General features: G+C 28.6%; 9 protein-coding genes and 1 pseudogene. 7 read left to right on the top strand and 3 right to left on the bottom strand.

Features of this window, described 5'->3' with window-relative positions; translation table 11 throughout:
• Positions 1-114: 114 nt before the first annotated feature.
• Positions 115-2,169: a Leucine-rich repeat (LRR) protein gene (locus NOVO_01235; GenBank protein ID AIL64647.1), complete on the bottom strand. Its 2,055-nt coding sequence runs from the start codon at positions 2,167-2,169 to the stop codon at positions 115-117.
• Between the two features lie 637 nt (positions 2,170-2,806).
• Here NOVO_01235 and NOVO_01225 point away from each other — a divergent pair.
• The 6 genes from NOVO_01225 to polA all read left to right on the top strand — a co-directional run bounded on the left by NOVO_01225 (position 2,807) and on the right by polA (position 15,579).
• Positions 2,807-4,849 carry a hypothetical protein gene (locus tag NOVO_01225; protein ID AIL64646.1) on the top strand — a complete coding sequence of 681 codons (2,043 nt, stop codon included), beginning with the start codon at positions 2,807-2,809 and terminating at the stop codon, positions 4,847-4,849.
• Between the two features lie 305 nt (positions 4,850-5,154).
• A complete protein-coding gene (locus NOVO_01220; protein ID AIL64645.1) occupies positions 5,155-11,400 on the top strand; it encodes a hypothetical protein in 6,246 nt (2,081 codons plus the stop codon).
• Between the two features lie 119 nt (positions 11,401-11,519).
• Complete coding sequence (locus NOVO_01210) at positions 11,520-11,810, top strand: hypothetical protein (GenBank protein AIL64644.1); 291 nt, start codon at positions 11,520-11,522, stop codon at positions 11,808-11,810.
• Positions 11,811-12,206: 396 nt separating this feature from the next.
• Positions 12,207-12,389, top strand: coding sequence for a hypothetical protein (locus NOVO_01200; GenBank protein AIL64643.1), 183 nt, complete (start codon positions 12,207-12,209; stop codon positions 12,387-12,389).
• A 200-nt stretch (positions 12,390-12,589) separates the two neighbouring features.
• A complete protein-coding gene (trxA, locus tag NOVO_01195) occupies positions 12,590-12,916 on the top strand; it encodes a Thioredoxin (protein ID AIL64642.1) in 327 nt (108 codons plus the stop codon).
• Entirely contained in the window at positions 12,916-15,579 is a 2,664-nt protein-coding gene (gene polA / locus NOVO_01190) for a DNA polymerase I (protein ID AIL64641.1), read from the top strand. Before trxA ends, polA begins: the two co-directional genes overlap by 1 nt.
• Here polA and NOVO_01185 read toward each other — a convergent pair.
• Positions 15,532-15,975 carry a hypothetical protein gene (locus NOVO_01185; GenBank protein ID AIL64640.1) on the bottom strand — a complete coding sequence of 148 codons (444 nt, stop codon included), beginning with the start codon at positions 15,973-15,975 and terminating at the stop codon, positions 15,532-15,534. The two genes, polA and NOVO_01185, sit on opposite strands and share 48 nt — an antisense overlap.
• A gap of 205 nt (positions 15,976-16,180) precedes the next feature.
• Between NOVO_01185 and NOVO_01180 the strand changes: the two genes are divergently transcribed.
• Positions 16,181-17,092, top strand: coding sequence for a hypothetical protein (locus NOVO_01180; GenBank protein ID AIL64639.1), 912 nt, complete (start codon positions 16,181-16,183; stop codon positions 17,090-17,092).
• Positions 17,093-17,359: 267 nt separating this feature from the next.
• On the opposite strand, the pseudogene NOVO_01170 reads toward NOVO_01180, so the two are convergent.
• Positions 17,360-18,506, bottom strand: a pseudogene (locus tag NOVO_01170) (Sodium/proton antiporter nhaA; disrupted).
• Positions 18,507-18,834 lie beyond the last annotated feature (328 nt).

Raw genomic sequence — 18,834 nt, 5'->3', positions numbered from 1 at the left:
CTTCTGTAAGCTTAAACAGTATTTGTTCAGATAATGGTTTGCTATTATCTTCGGTAATTGTATTCGCTAATCTACCTTGATTAAGTTGTGCTTTTTGATAATCTGCATATTCATTTAAAAATGAAGATTGAATCTCTGACGAGCTTTCAATAATTTGAGCACACGTCTCAACAAAACATGCATTGTTATTTTATCAGGACCTGATTTGTCTATCAGAGTGTGGACGACCCCTATAGTTTCAGGTAATGTTATATATTTTTCTTGCCCTGCTGTATAATCATATTGTAACTTAGAAATCTCATAAGCTGGTGTTAAATATTGATTTTTCAATGTGTGGAAAGCTTTATTAATAATCTTTTGTACAAAATAACTATCTTCGGGAACCGCTTCACCATTTCTCAAAATAGTTTCCATCACGCTGCGTTTCTCTTGAGCCGTTAGATCAAGCAATTTAACTTTAAGCTCCATGCTCTGAACAAATAACTGATTTATCTGACTTTGGCAGATCTGTGCTTTTGCTTTCAATTCCTCTGTATTTAAATTGGCTAACTGAACTAATTTCTTAACAAAAAAGTTAGTTTTATTTGTAATTTCACTATCATGCACAGATTGAGCATCTTCTACAATACGCTGCATGGTATCATCTTGAACTGGATCTGGAATCAAACCATTTCTAAATAATATTAGTAACATTTCTCCATTATTATTATAATAATAGCTTAAAGAATGGTTATCACTATCTCTAGCATTAATTAACAAAGGGTAGCTATCTTGATTGCTCAGTATATATTGAATAATTTTACCGTCATTATCATGAGGAGCAATTTTTAAAACCATTTCGGTTACAGCTTGTTGCCACTCTGTTTCAGGTACTTGGCCTGATGCTGAATTAAATTTTTTTAATTTTAATAACTCATCATAAAATATAGATAAGCCACCTTCTCCTCTTAAATTTAATTTTACATCTTCAGGTAAATCTTGAGCTAATAATACCACATCTGCAACTGCTAGAGAGGTATATTCTATAGTTAGATCCTGGAAAGATACTTTATTTGATAAGCGTATTAATTCTTTTATATCATCTGTCTTGATATCAGCATGACATAAGCGAAGTATTTTTAGGTTATTAATATAAGGAGAGTCAGCTAAACTTGCTATAGCTGTCTTTACTGAAGTCAATCCTAAGGTTAGAGTGTGTAAATGCTTAAAATTTGGAGATTGAGATAAAGTTTCTATAGCTTGAGATCTAATGCTGGTATTTGATAGATCTAGGACTTTAAGATTTTTAATATTTTCAGAATTAGCTAAAATCTCTATACTATGCGATGTAATATCATTTTCTGATAAATCTAAATGGGTTAGATGTTTTAAGTATTGAGAATCACTTAAACTTTTTATAGCTTGATCATCCATTTCATTAAATGATAAGTTCAAACTTTGTAAATGTTGAAAGTTTGAAGAACCAGCAATAATAGATATGTCTTCATTATCAAGCTCATTATAGGATAAATCTAAAACTTTTAACTGTTTTAAATATCTAGAATTAGCTAAACTTTCTACACCCTCCTTTCCAATCTTATTAGTGGATAAGTTTAAACCTTTTAGTTGTTTTAAATATTCAGAATTAGCTAAACTTTCTACACCCTCCTTTTTAATCATATTAGACTCTAAATTTAAAACTTCTACATGTTTAAAATTTGGAGATGTACAAAGAGCATCTATATCTTCATTTATAAGATCGGTGTGAGAAATATCTAGAAGTTTAAGATTTTTTATATATTCATTATTAGCTAGTAGCTGCAGATTTCCCTTTATTGCTCCGCTCTTAGCTAATTTCAAACTAGTTAATGAAGAAAATTTTAGATTTACAAAGAATGTTATGAATAGGTCAGGAGATAAATAGCACTTACTAAGATTTAGTGTCTTAAGATTTTCTAACCTCGCATCAGTTATAGCTGTAATGGAAAGCATATTAATAGGGCGTCCCCTATTATTAATATTTAAAACTTCAAGGTTTGTTAAATAATCTGACAAATATATACCGCTAGCAAAATGATCTATAGCATTAGCTTCATAGTGCAAAAATTTTAATTCCTTAATATTTTGTATACTCTCAGTGTCTAGTAGTCTTTTTATTGAATCTCCACTAATATCGTTTTCCTCTAGCATTAAAGAGGTTATTTCAGGATGGTTTTTATATATTCTGTTATTGAAACCACATCTTCATTGGTAAGGGAAAGGTCTGATAGATGTAAAATATGACCATTTTGATATTCTTCTAAATTCATAAACTCACTCAATTCATAATATAAATTTTAATACTCAATATAGTTAATACTTCTAAGTGTTTTTAAACTTAAACGTTAACTAACGCTTACTTAATCACATTTATTATTAATAAGTCAATAACTTTTTGAGTAAAACATTTTTAAATTAATAATTTGCTTAGTTTTAAATTAATTTTTTAATTAAAAATGGCTTGTAATATAATAAATTATAGTTAATAAAATTGAGGCTATTTCAAGATATGAAGAGTTATGTAAAAGCAGTTGAAAGTTTATATAAGGATTGAGTAATAAAGCCTACAAATAGTCATCCTAACAGACAAAAAATTGTAAGGGCGATAATTAAGATATACTCTAGGTGTACGGTTTCAGTAGTTGATGGTTAGGATTAATTCTAAAATTATTAATTAATTTTTGCTTGCGTCAGGTAGATAAAATAAATTCAAAAATTATTGAATAATTAAATAAAATTGATATAATAATTAATAAAAATTAACTATTTTAATATAAAGGTTATGATAATGAGTGTAAGTAGTAATTCTGTAGCCATCTTATTACCTCATATTGCTGCAAAATGTGATAATCCTGGGCAGTGGATGAATGCCATAGCTAAAACTAGAGGCGTTTCTGAAGGTACATCAAGTCTGCTAATAATTAAGGATTTTATGGAATTAGTATGCCAAAGCTTAAATGGCATAGCTAAATTACCTGTAGCAGCAGTTGGCTCAGATTTTAATAGTATTTTAGTGTCAGATTTGAAGAATTTGGAAGAAAATTGGCGAGAAGCTTTAGATATAATAAATGTATTTAAAATGACCTGCCGAATGGGAGAGATAAGGTTTTCCGTGGGGGAAATGCCAGCAATATCTAAAATAAATTCTAATAACCTTAATTTCCTCCAAGCATATAATGGTGCTTGGGGTTTATATCAAGGTAATATAGTAGAGTACATACATCCTAATATGCCTGAGCATATACCTTTTGACCTAGATAATGTAGATTCACTAATTATATCTTTAAATCAAGAAATATGTGATGCATTAGTAAATGATAAAATAGTTACAGCTGAAGATTTACAATCTAATATATTATCACAAGCTTATATACATAAAGAAACAACAGATTATTTTGGAAGATCAATTTATAAGGTAGAAAAGGTAGATTATTCTTCACATATAGAATTTTTAAATATGATTAGTAGATTAGAAAATTTATACTATAATTATTATAATTTTGACTATTTTAGTCATAGAGAAGAGTTTTGTAAAAATTTTGTTTACATTCTTAATAAATATTACTCATCTACTAGTAGCAAGATACTTTATGACTCTAATATTTTGGTCAAAAAATTTAAAGATGTAATATTACATGATAGTGATAATATCGTATATATATTAGACCATTTCAAGGACAGACATATGTCCAATGCAATATTCAATACGAACACTATTAAATTACATTTTTTAGATGCAAGAATTATAATAAAATTAACTAATAATGGTGTAGAGGTTAAAGATATAATAAAAGTTTTACACACCCATAATATCAATGAATTGGAAGTTAAATCTCTTGTTAAAGATGTTTTAAGCCACAATATAAATGAGAATTCAGCTGGTTTAGCTGGAGAATTAATTAACAGTTTTAAGGATAGCTTTTCTCAAAATGAGTATGAAAATTTTAGAGCAGTTTCTTTTAAAAGGCAAAATGCAGAGGATTTATACAGCATTATGAAATGTGAGAATAGCTTTTCCGATTGTAGTAAACTAAAGGAAGAAATTATTGATTTTTATTATAGTGCTCCTAAGGAGGTTAAGCAGATATTGGATATAGCAACCAAATCATACTTAAATACTCCTTCTTATGGGATTAAAATAGGATTTTATGCGGAAGATGCAGCTAAAGGTGCTGTAGCCTTTTATACATTTGGCAGAGATGTCTACCTACGTGCTTTTGATAAGCTAAATACCGTATTTTTTGCTGCTATCGTTCATGAAATGTCGCATCGTGCTGTTCATAAGATTTGGGATAATTATCCTAATCCTTTTAGTGGTATCGAAGAAAGAGCTGTTTATAGAAAGGCTATGGAAGAGAATTTTTTCTTTAAGTGCCAAAATGAAAATGCGCTAGAACTTTTTATGTGCACTATTAAAGAAGGGGGTTTTAGCCAATTTGTTAAAACTATCTTTCAATTTGATATGGTTATGGATACTACATTTAGTATAGCTTATCTATATGATGTAGAACATTATGAAGCTGAATATGTGGTTAGATATTACCAGAACTTAATTCAAAATGGTCCTATGGCTCATAGTTTTTATAGTATGATTAAAGATTATCACTATAATTATCTTATCCCTAAGGCTGTTGAAAGAGGCTTATTATCTAATGATACGCTTTCCTATTACAATCATATAGCTCTTGCTTCTAAGGCAACTTATACGGCAACTGGGAATTTTATGGGATGGATGGATAATTCTCCTTCGCTTGATCAAAATATATTAGAGAATATGTATGAATTTATAATTGGTCAAACTAATACATTTTTTCAGCATTCAGAATTATAGGGTAAATAAAGCTAAAGGTTATATATAGTTTTTTGATTTGAACTTGCGGACGCAGTTAGCTCAAAGCTCTCCTACTAATTGTTATACTTTCAGAAAAAAATATTTAAGATATATAATATATATTTCACTTCTCCCTATGGGAGGGCTTTCTTAATTTACTATAAAATACATACTATAATATATGTATAATATTAGTTGTATATTATCAGATAATTTGAAAAATAGGTTGTATTTTTTAGAGCATATGTTAATTATTTTCCAAATTAATTAGTAGAATATAATTATTTATCTTATAAGAAAATACAATGTTAAAAATTTTATATAATAATTCGTTATATGATATCAGTAATGATTTTGGGTATTATTGGTCATGTAATGAATATGTACCGATAGGATGGGAATGTGAAGAATACGATGTTAGAGGTTTAAATTATACGATATTTATTCGTAATGAAATTCTTTTTGAACAGGAATATTTTACTAATGAGACAAGAGTTTCATCTATTGAATACAGAATGAATACTCTCACTAATAGTAATTTATATAATCAAGTCTTGGCTGATCAATTGATAATTTATTTTTTAAATTATGTTAAAATTACTGGAGTAATTACCATAGATCACTATGCTAAACTGAGTTTAGTAGCGCCTTTTGGTATAGATATTACCGAAGCAGATTTTTTGGGGTTAGATGTTGAAATTAACGCATGTCACTCCACTCTTCATGGAAGTAATAAAGCTAGAGTTTTAAAATTTAATTCGTTGTGTAATGATTATAATATCTTATACAATAACACTGAAACTCAAAGTTTATATAATAAATTTACGTTACTCGGTAATGTAGAAACTTATGATATATACGTTAATGATTATAGTAATTTATATATAGGTGGTATAATTAAAAGCAATATTATTGATATAGCTGGAACAAAGGTTGTTTTTACTAATAATTCGGTAATTAATGGAAAAAGCTATATTAATTATTTAGGAGAAATGGTCTTTCCTGGTGCAATTAGAATACGTGGTGCAGAAGGAGAATTTGCGCCTTATTCTAAAATTTATTATGAACCTCAAGATTTGTTATTCTCTCCAGAAAATACTGATTATAAAAAACAATATAATAAGAAAAAATATACATGCTATGCTAAGAATTTTTGTTTAAATAATAAATTTAAATGGCTCTTAAATTCAGACTTTGCAAATAAATATCACTACCTAAGTCCCCTAATGATTGATAGAGTAAATTCTGTACCTATTATTTATATAGAGTTTGATAATAAACTTAATTTTAATGGTGACATTGAAGGGTTAATAAGTGTAAGTTTGGTTGCAAAAGCTATTCATCTGGGTAAACAAAATAATATAACTTCTAAATATGGGCCTATCAAAATTATTGCAGAACATCTAGATATATACGGCTTTTTGTTTGGGCCTTATCTTGATATTACAACAAGCAATTTATATTTTCATTCTATTAATATGGAAATTAATAATCTGAACATTTTGGCTGTAAATGTTTTTCAATATTGGTTCTTAAAGGCAGAACATATATGTATTATAACCAAGAAACTATTTCAGCAAATGGCAAATGGTATATTGGAATGTCAATCATGCAATATAGAAGCAGAGCAGATCATTAATGAAGGGGTAATTAGAACAGATTATGGCATAATAAAAGCTGTAACTCACTTAAATAATACAGGTAATATTACTAGCTTAACAACTGATAAGATGTCTTCTATTTACTTATCTTTAAAAGAAGGTAATCTAACGTCTCCTGGAAATATCGTTACTAATTATCAAATCAAAATTGAAAGTTTATCAGGCGACGTAGAAGTTAATTCTATTACCTCAAAGCAAAATAATATTTATTTATATGGAATTCATGTAAATAGCCAAAATTTAACTGCTTTAGAAGGTATGTTAATTCAAGCCAAACAATGGAGTGTAGTAAATCTTTTCTCTAAAACTGTTGATTTTACAGGAGTTAAAGATTATGAATTAATATCTTTTGAAGAAAAATGGAACCAAATTAGAAAAGAAAGTATATCAAGTACTTTATCTAAATCATATAGTGCTAGTAATATTAGCGCTGAGTTTATATCAATTGCAGGTAAAATAAATACGGAATTTTTTAGTGTTACTTCAAATGTTTTAGGATTTGAAACTACTTCAGTAGTTAATATTAAATATCTAATAGCTAATTTAACGAGTGGCTTAATTTACTTTAGTGAGAGTCATGAAAATGTTATAGGTGATTTATATCAGCTTGGAGGAGATTTTAGATTTGAGGGAGCCAATCTATTAGTTTCTAATGAGTTAAAGATTAATAGCCCTGAAGGAAAGTTTATAAATTATGGCAATCTTCTGGAGGCTAAGAAAATTACAGTAAAAGTTAAGGAATTTGACAATCTTTTTGATCATCATATTCATTGTGTAGATTGTGATATTAAGGCTGAAGGGGCTATATATAATGCTGGATCGATTATAGCTGATAAATTTCTGAGATTAATATCTAATGATCGCTTAATTAATAAAAATTATATTAAATCAACTAATGGAAATGTATATATTACAGCACTAAATTTAATTAAGAGTGGGGATTTTCTTACTGAAGATCAAAAAATAGATGGAGATACTTGCTGTGTAAGATCTGAAACAATAGAAGCTAAAACTGGTAAAGTTACGTTAATTACTGAGGGCATAATTCATACTCGTGATGTAACAGCATATTTATTATATACGGAAAGTAAAGAATATTATAATCATGCCAAACTAGCTATTATCTCTGATTGGGAAATGCATACAGAATATTACTATAATGGCTATTATGGTAATATTCAGGTAGGGGGTATATGGCATATTTTAGATAATGCACCGCAAGGAATGCGTAAACTCTCTTTAAACCAAGATGATAATATATGGAATGCTCTGCAAGGTATTAATTTCCAAGGTAAGGAGTGGATTCAGACAAAAAATTTAGAGCTCAAGAGCTTAACAGTTACGGTAGACCAAGATTTTAAAAATATTGGAATATTAAAAATACATGGTAACTTATCAATCGACGCAAAGGGCACAGTATTAAACCAAGGTGTGTTAGAAGTTGATCAAAATATTTATATAGTTACTCATAGTTTTTATAACCATAAACCATGGAATGTAATATTCAAAGTATTAGATATTCACCAGGCTTTTGAATATTTAGAAGGTCATTATAAATTAATATTACCTAATCATTTTAAGAAAAGAAGAAATGATATTATTGGGACTTTTCCCTTTGAAATTCCTAACGATTTAGGAAAAATTTATGCTAGAAATTTAGTAATAATTGCAGAAGATTTTATACATAATATAGAAGGAGGAGTTTTTCATGTGGATAATAATATTACCTTACAATCTAAAGAAATATTAAGTAAAAATCATAATCAGAAAAATGCTCAAGGAAATGAAGGATATGAAATTTTTCCTGCGAGCATAGAAGCAGAGAATGGTAATATACAAATTTATGCTGACAATAGGATTTACCATATAGGATCCGATGTGATAGCTTATAAAGGTAAAATATACGAATATGCAAGGAGTGACATATTACATGAAGCAGCACATGAAAAAGAATATGCACTTTCGAAGGAACTCGGTTTTGGTACCTTAATCTTATTATATACTCCGTCACGCCCTGCAAATGTTTATGCAGCTCAAGGATTTGATGCTTATTCAGAACATGGAACCATTATTGCTGCAGGTGCAAATATTCTGGCTGGGGGTGAAATACGTCTAATAGGGAAAAATATAATACAATATCCGTTATTAATAGGAAAAGAATCCTATTTAGGAGGAGTAACAACTGGGGCAGATATTTATTATAATGCCGAAGAAAATCTCAAATTAGCTGGTATTTTTGAGGTAAATAACAATATTTATTTACGTGCAGGTAATAAAGTAGAAATTGAATCTTTGCAGCATGCATATATAGAAAGATATATTTGGACAAAAAATTATAAGGAAATAATTTATAATTTAATTGTAGAACAAACAAAACTTGTTGCAGGGCAAAAATTAAAGCTAGAATGTGGTACGGAATGTAGATTAAAAGGTGTAATGTTACTTGCACAAGGCAATATAACTATAGATTCACCGCATATTGTGCATGATAGTGCATATATTACTGCTGAAAATTATCTTACTGAAAGAAAGAAAAAAGGATTATTAGGTAATTCAAAATATGAGGTGAAGTGGAATATTATAAATACTAAACCTACTATAATCTATTCCGATCAAGGCTATATATCTGAATATGCAGAACAAATTAATATGTATGGTGCTAATATTTTTGGTAAATTAGGTGTATATTTATATGCTGATAAAGGAATTAAGGTAGAAACATTTAATTATATAAATAAAGTATTTCTACACACTAAAAGTAGTGGATTATTTGCTCCTAAATTAGATAGAGAGAAAATTCAATCTAAGATTAATTTTGATTATAATTTTAATCGTATAAAAGTTGACCCATTAATATTGCAAAACTCAATAAAATCATTAGGTCATACTAAGGGTGTGTATGATTTAGCGGGGCCTCTTTCTTTCACTAGTGATGTACTTACAATATATAATGTGTATAAAAAGGTTAGGGCTTCAGAAATAAATCCAGCGACAGCCTATATACAAACTATGCTTTCAATGCTTCCGAGTATAAATTTTAATTTTGGAACTATAAAGGCTTCAGGCAATATCCAGGAGATGCATCATTTATTAAATACGATTAAGAGTAACAAGATTCATATAGAAGCAGGAGAAAAAAGTCACTTTATTGGTACAGAAATATCAGCAGCAAATGAAGCTGAAATCTACATACATGGTGATGTATTAATACAAGCTGCAGTAGGAAATACAGAGCAAAAAATGGAGCTTATATCAACAGGGCCAGTGGTAAGTTTAAACTTTAATGGCATGACTGTGGCATTTGGTCATTCACAAGCTACTTCTTCCAGTTATTTAGAATATACAATTCCTTCGCTTATTAATGCACCAAAAGTGTTTATTGAAGTTGATGGAGATTTATCTCTAAAGAGTGCATATATTAAGGGCGAGAAAGTAAAAATACAGGTAGCTAAAAAATTGCTAATAGAAAGTATGAAAGATAGAAGTATCTCCATATCAGAAAGATCTAATTTATTATTAGGAGTATATATTAATTGGGCAGGAAAGATATTGCCAAGTATTTCTGTATCACAAGGCCATAAATTCCAATCTACTGAATTGGTAAAGTTTATAGCTGGCATAAGTGGTACTAATGTAAATGTAATTGCTGACGCAATCCAATTAAATGGCGCAGAAATCTTTGGAAAAGATAATTTACATTTAGAAGGTAAGGTAAGAGATGACAATATCGAAGTAATCCAAGAATCTTTAGATAATAGTTTTAGTTTTACCATTAATCCAAATCATTTATTCCCTCTTACCTCAATTGGTGTTGATTTTAATCAAGAAAAGAAAGAAGACTTAATCTCTTCTGGTATTGATACAAATGCTGAATATATGGCCAAGAGTAAGGGTAAAAAATACTTAAGTTTTTTAGGTAATAATATCATAATGGATAGATTAAAATCGCTATATGATTGGATAACAGCTTCAGAGGTAAAATCGGATTCCACCGTATCTAGTCATTATGTAGATGGGAAATTATCCTATAGCACATATAAAGAACCAGCGCCTGAGAAAAGGGAAGATAAAGTTTTGGGGCAAAAGAAACAAAATAAGAAAAATATTAATACAGAAAAATATATATTTTCAAAAATTTATTCAACTGAATATTTAGAGATTGATCGCGCGGTTGATGAGTTAAAAATATCTGGTATTGACAAAGAAGAAATTAAACAAGAATTACATAAATTTACTTATGAATTAATTAAAAGTGGCCCCGAACGCAGAAAAGAAATTATGGTTGATTTATTAAATCTTATACAACCAGAAAAACAAAACTTATTATCTACTATCCAAGAAAATATAATACAGAAAGCTAATGCATTTGGTCCTGTAACTCCAGCTGTTGCAGTGGCATTTTCTTGCTTAAATAATCCTGTATGTAATACATTACTTTTGAGTACGGCTATTACAATGTATCATAAAATATTGAGTGCAGGGAATGGGGTAGGTACTATTTTAAGCACACCCATACCTGATAATCAGAAAATGAAAATTTTTAGTACTCCACCCTATCAAGATCTTGCACCTCAAATATTTGCTACCTTGAGTGAGCCCTATCAAAATATTGATCAAGACTTCCAAGAAGTAAAATTAAATATACCATTGCCTGGTTTTGATATCCATAACGATATGGATATGAATATATTAATGAAAGAAGATTGGGATGAGTGGGAAATAAATAATTATGATAAGACTATGAATCATGATAGATTTGGAAAGTTTTATAGAGATCCTAAAGCAGAAAGTGAGGATGGTAACAGAATTTGGTGGAGTAAAGATAGAGCCAAACACGGTGGATCGGAGTGGAAAGTATTTGAAGAAACAGCTAAAGTTAAGATGGTATAAAGATACAGATAAATATGGTAATTATATAGAAAATAAACATAAAGGGCCGGTGGGTAAAGATATCGATTGGAAAGAATTTTGGAATAAAAATAAATTTAAAGGCGATATAGGATAGATATATGAGTTTCTGTTGTGGAAATATGGAATATTATGTCAAAGAAAATAAGGAAATTACTTATGATATTCATCTTAGGTATTATGGACTTAAATTAGCTGATGATGATTCAGGTACAGTGCAGCAGTTATTTTATTGTCCATGGTGTGGTACGAAATTGCCCAAATCTCTGGAGCTCAAATGGGTACAAGTGTTAAATGAAGAATATAATATTAAGGATCCAATATTTGATGATGCTGATAAAATTCCCTCAGAGTTTTATACTGATGAATGGTGGAAAAAAAGAGATATATAAAAATTTGCTTATACTCTAAAATTATTTTCAAAATCTTATCTAAAAATAATTTATTAACCAAATACTTTATTAACCACCCAATAGATTTAATTCTCCCCTATGCAGGAATTATAAATTTTATTAGTAATTTAGATACTATGTGAATTTTTATTCCTACCTATTTCAGGTGAATTTCCACTTCTTTTTCTATTTTCTCGTTCTTGAAATGTTAAATGAATAGTTTCAGGCTTAATAGTAGCTAAAGTAGCCATAAATTGTAAAGGTTCATTAGACTCATTGCTATTCTGATTATTAGAAAGGGTTGGTTCATTTTTAACATTAGATAATATTTGATTAGAGTTGTTATTATTTATTTCTCTAGGTAAATAAGAAACTGAAGAATGAGTAGTAGTATGAATGTTTTCGGTACTATTTTGTGTTTGTAAATTATTAGTATTTAATGAGCGAGAGGTGAGATTAGGATTTATATTTTCGCTAATTAATTTTTCAGCAAACTCTAATTGTGCTTTTAATTGTAATATTTCTAAGTCTTTTTCTATTAATAAGGAATCTTTATGTGTTAGTTTTAATAAAAAATAATATACTACAAATTTTGATAACTATGTTGTTTCTTTATCTTGTATAACATTAATATTAATTGTATATTTGTATGCTATAGTAAAAACATTTGACTTGCTACGTTGTCGCTCTTCGTTCTCCTACCAATTGTAGGCTTCGCTTATCGCTCTTCGTATTAATGATAAACTGTTTTCACTATATATTTTAATTAGGGAGAGAATATGGTAGCAGAAATTAGTGATCAAGATTTTGATGTAGAAGTATTAAAATCAGACTTACCAGTACTAGTTGATTTTTGGGCGCCTTGGTGTCAGCCATGCTTGCAGCTTGCTCCAACTTTAGAAGTAATGGCCACAAAATTGAAAGGCAAAATAAAAATTGTAAAAATGGACGTAGAGGAAAATACTGATAACCCAAGTAAACTTGGAATTAGAAGTATTCCAACTTTAATGATATTTAAAAATGGCAAATTAAGTGCAACAAAAATTGGCTCTTTACCAGATGGAGCTTTATTAGAATGGATAGAAAAGAGTATTTCAGGTAGTTAATGTCATCAAATAAACATATAATACTTGTTGATGGATATAACTTTATTTTTCGAGCTTACCATGCACTTCCTCCTTTAACACGTCCAAATGGACTTGCAGTAGGGGCAGTGTATGGATTTACATCCATGATGCTAAAATTACTTGCAGATCATCCTGAACATTATGTTGCTGTTATTTTTGATTCGGGAGTAAAAAGTTTTAGAAATGATATATATCCAGAATATAAAGCTAATCGTCCGCCAGCGCCTGAAGATCTAAAACATCAGTTTCAATTAATTCGTGAAGTTACATCAACCCTAAATCTACCCACTATTGAAAAACCTGGATATGAGGCTGATGATATTATTGCAACTTTTGCTCATATGGCACAAAATAGTCAAGAAAAGGTTATAATTGTATCATCTGATAAAGATTTAATGCAGTTAATAGGCCATAATATAGAAATGCTTGATCCAATTAAATCAAAGCCTATTAATGCTGAAACTGTCAAAGAAAAATATGGCGTAATGCCAAATAAACTACTAGATTTTTTTTCTTTAATTGGAGATAGCTCCGATAATATTCCCGGAGTGAAGGGTATAGGTCCTAAAACAGCATCTGAACTTATCAATCAATATGATAATCTCGAACAGTTATTTAATAACATCGAACATATCACTCCAGAACGTAGGAAAAACCTCCTTACAGAAGGGAAAGAATTAGCATTTTTGTCTAAAGCTTTATTAAAATTAAAAAATGATGTTAATCTTAATATTGCTTTAGAAGAATTAAAAGTCACTAATATTAATTATGATAAATTTTTTATCTTCTTAGAAAATTATGGTTTTAAATCACTTATTACCAGAGCTGAGCAAATATTTAATTTGAAAAAACATTCAGAACACAGTGAACCCATTACAAATATAATCCATATTACTGAAAGTAATAAAATTAAAGAGTTAATAAATCTTGCCTATAATCATGGATATATAGGTCTATACCCATACTTTAATACTAAAACTAACCTTATAGAGAAATTAGAGTTCTATCTTGTAAATAGAGTATATTATATAAATATTACATCTGAAAAGAAAGATATACAAACTAGCTTTTTAGATCATAATACTTCCCTTAACTCTACAACTTTTACTCTAATAGAGTGTTTAGCTTTACTACATGATCTATTTCATAATCCACATATATTAAAGATTGGTTATGATATTAAAAGCTTTCTACTGAAATGTTATATGGAATTGGGATGCAATGATAATCATTTAGATATATCTCCTATAGAAGACGTTATGTTATTATCTTATGTGGTAAATAATGGTTTATGTAATCATACTTTACCAGCTATTGCAGAATTGTATCAGCAAGAAGATCCAAATTGTTTAAATGCTGAATTAATTGTAAAATTATATAAATTATTAAAGCTACGCCTCAATGAAGATCATTTAATCACTTTATATCAAACCATTGAAAAACCCCTTATTTACACCTTAGCCTATATGGAAAAAGCAGGAGTTACTATAGATGGCTTGAAATTACGCTCATTATCTAAAGAATTTTCATATAAATTAGGGTTATTGGAGGAGCAAATTTATAAAGAAGCAGGTACAAGTTTTAATATAGCATCTCCTAAACAATTATCTGAAATATTATTTGATAAACTTGCTCTTAACAAAGGAAAAAAATCCAATAAGGCCATCCACTATAAAACTGACATGAGTGTTTTAGAAGATTTGCATGAACAAGGCCATAATATAGCGGGGTTAGTATTGCAATGGAGACAATTGTCAAAATTACAAAATACCTATACTGATGCTCTACCAAAACAAATTAACTCAATTACAGGACGAGTACATACACACTACTCTATGGCACTCACATCTACAGGAAGATTAAGCTCTAGTAGTCCAAACTTACAGAATATTCCTATTCGCAGTGAAGAGGGACATAAAATACGTGAAAGTTTTGTTGCACGCCCAGGATTCAAGTTACTTTCAGCTGATTATTCTCAAATAGAGCTTCGTCTATTAGCTCATGTTGCAAATATTCCAAGTCTTAAACAAGCTTTTTATGAAAATAAAGATATACATGCTACAACTGCTAGTCAAATTTTCCAAGTTCCTCTTAGAGAGGTTGATTCTAACTTACGTAGAAAAGCCAAAGCCATTAATTTTGGTATTATCTATGGTATTACAGGTTTTGGGTTAGCTAAAAGGCTTGATATTTCAACATCTGAAGCAAACAAATATATTGAATTGTATTTTAAAGAGTATCCTGGTATTGAACTATATATACATGATACCAAAGAGTTTGTACGTAAAAATGGATACGTACAAACTTTATTCGGCAGAAAATGTTATATAACGAATATAAATGATAAAAATGCTAATATTAGATCATTTGCAGAAAGAGCTGCAATAAATGCTCCTTTACAAGGTACAGCAGCAGATATAATCAAAAAATCTATGATTAAACTACATAATATACTATTGTTAAAAAAACTCCGAACTATTATGACTTTACAAGTTCATGATGAATTAATATTCGAAGTCCCTGAAGACGAGCTAAACAATATATCAGATATCATAAAATATACTATGGAAAATATTATTACATTAAATGTTCCATTAATAGTTGATATAGGCATTGGCAATAATTGGTCTCTCATTCACTAATTGAATTAAATTACTATATTTTTTACTTTTTATTAGTTTCTTAGTATTATTTAGTATTAAATTCTCAATAGTGTTTTTAGATTTTATATTTTCATTTAATAGGTCAGGTGATTCACTACATAACATTTTACAAAATGTATGAAAAAATGATAAAGAATAGGTTTCTTCATATAAAAATAAAAATTTCATTTTCATTGCAAGTAATGCAAGAATTTCTGGTCTTTCTAACGCACTAGCTAAATAAGCACATATTAAACACTCCGTTATACCCATTTCTAAATCATCGTCCCCGAGTATATTTTTAAAATCTTGAAATTTATTTTCTACGATAGTATTAATAAGCGATTTATACCTGACGAAAAAGCTCTCCTGACTAGATTTATTATGCTTATTCATATTACCTCCTGAATTTTACACTAACTTCTTATTAATTTTAATACCATATCTACTAAAAAACTTTAATTTTGTAAATAAGATTCGTATTCTATTTTAAAAACCTAGTATAGTAAAAAAATTTATACTAAATTTATATTGCAAAAATTCATTGACATTTTAATACTTAATATATATAAGTAGAATCTTTACTTCTTTATTCAAACAAATGTACAATAGTTTTTCTAATATTGCAGATAGAATAAAATATATAAGATTACTTTCTAAATTAAGTAGAGCCAAGATTAATTCTGAGCTTCATATATCGCATAATAGTTTATTTAGCTGGGAATCTGGGAAATCTGTACCTAACAATTCTAGTATACAAAATTTGGTACAAGCATTTAGGTCAATTGGTATAGTATGTAGCACAGAGTGGGTTCAATCTGGTATGGGAGAATTACCATATAAAATGGATCATCTTCTTACACCTAGTGAATTACATTATTTAGAGGTTCTCAGTAAGCAAGCAACATTTATATCATATGTAAATAGGGAAGAAAAATTTTTATTTGTAAATGAGAAATATGGTGAAATATTTAATGCTTCTCCTTTAGATATTATTGGCAAAAAGCTAAAAGATTTAATAGGAGATCAGAGTTATATGGTATGTAAACCCTATGTTAACCAAGTACTTTCGGGTCAAGAAGTAGTTTTTGAATATCCATGGCAATTTAAGCCTGGATGCTTTAGGTATTTAAAATTACGCTATATACCAGATATAAATGATCAAAAATATATAAAAGGATATTATTCATTTATGGATGATACTCCTATATTTTTAGATTCTAATAATCATGCTATATTTTCTAGTATTCCTGATATTACTGAAGTATTACCAGAAATTATAGATGTACCTGTAACAAGCTTAAAATATGATCATAAATTGAATTTATTAGCATATGAATTAGTATTTAAGTTATTTAATGAATATGATATAGAATATAATTATGGTACTTTTAAAAAAGTTGCTGAAAATGTATATGCTCATGCTATAAATTCTGACAATAAAATTAACCATAATTATGCAAATAGCATAATAAAAACTGCTTTAGCAGCAGGAAAATTACAGTGTAAATAATTATGTAAAAGAAGTTGTATTTGGGACAAGGGCAGATAGAGCTAAGCCTACAAAAATAGTAGGAGAGCTTTGAGCTATAGCAAAGACAATTTAAAATAATACGAGGCGTGAGGCAGAAAGTGTAGAAATACTATTGTAGGCAACGAACCACAAAGTAATATTTAAATTGCTACAGCTATAACCGCGTCCCAATGCAAATCAATTTACTATATTTGCTAAGTAAACTGAAAAAACTGTAGATAAGATTTTGTAGTCCCATAGAAGTGGTTATATATATTTCAATATTATAATACCCATAAATGCGGAAAGAGCTGAACCAATAATAATAGATATTCTTAAGGTACTTATCGTGTCTGGACTACTAAATGATAATCCGCCAATAAATAGACTTAAAGTGAAGCCTATACCAGCTAAAGCGCCTATTGCATAATACTTAGACCATGAAGTATTTGTAGGTAGGTTACATAATTTAAGTTTTACTGGTATGTATGAAAAAATAAATATACCTAATTGTTTTCCTAAAAATAGGCCTAATATTATTCCTAAGCTCAAATTAGAATATAGATCTTTAACCGCAATATCTTTTAAAGGTATTTCAGAATTGATAAAGGCAAAGATAGGTAAGATTAGATAATTTACGATAGGATGTAAAACCTGTTCTAATTGTTTAAGAGGGGAAATTGAAATATCTTCAATTGCTACAGGTACTAGTAGTGCTACAATAATACCTGCAAGGGTACCATGAATACCAGCTTCTATGATGGCGCCCCATAAAAATACTCCTATTAATAGGTAATAACCATATGATTTTACTTTAAAATAATTTAAAACTCCTAGTAATAATGTGAAAACAATAGCCAATGCCAATGCTATCAAATTAATAGATTTACTATAAAATATTGCTAGAATTAAGACTGCTATAATATCGTCTATTAATGACAATCCTACCACAAATATTCTGAGTTCTACAGAAATTTTTCTACCAAAAAATGATAAAATACATAAAACAAAAGCTGTATCTGTGGCTATAGCAATAGCCCAACCCTTTGCAGTAGGTTCATTATAATTAAACTAAGGAACAAAATAGTGCTGGAATTACCACTCCTCCTATAGCTGCCATAGTAGGCAAAAATAATTTATGCTTTTCTTTATATTCTCCTTCTATAATGTGATATTTGATTTCCAGCCCTATTAAAAGAAAAAATAATGCCATTAAGCCATCATTTACCAGTTCTATGAGGGTTACTTCTGTTTTTAAATTACCTATGCCAAATGAAATAGGTAATTTTACCATGTAGGTATAATACTGATATAAAGGCGTATTACTAATAATTATTGCTAGAAACAGACTAATAATAAGTAGAATTCCAGAAAAAAACTCGGTTTTAATAAATTCTGTTAATTTGAGTGCCATAATTATTATACCCTTTATATATCTCTATTATAATCAGATGTATCAATAATCTGTGATAAATATTAAAATATAATTAGTATTAAATTAGTATATATGAAAAATTTTAGAAATCTGAGTAAAACTTAAGGGAAATAATAGATATAAAACTATAGATATAGAGTAGGTAAATGTTATATAAAAAAATATAGTTGTAACAAAACCACTATAATAATAGTTTTGTTACAAAAAAATTGCAAATTTTATGCTAATTTATTTTATTGATACTGTAAATGGTATAGTAAATTAAGTTGATAAAGACATGATATATGATATATTAAAAAGCTCATAA

This window comes from Rickettsiales bacterium Ac37b (genome assembly GCA_000746585.2).
Taxonomy (GTDB): domain Bacteria; phylum Pseudomonadota; class Alphaproteobacteria; order Rickettsiales; family Arcanibacteraceae; genus Ac37b.
The sequence above is the reverse complement of the archived record's forward strand: the minus strand, read 5'-3'. Positions and strand labels throughout refer to the sequence as shown.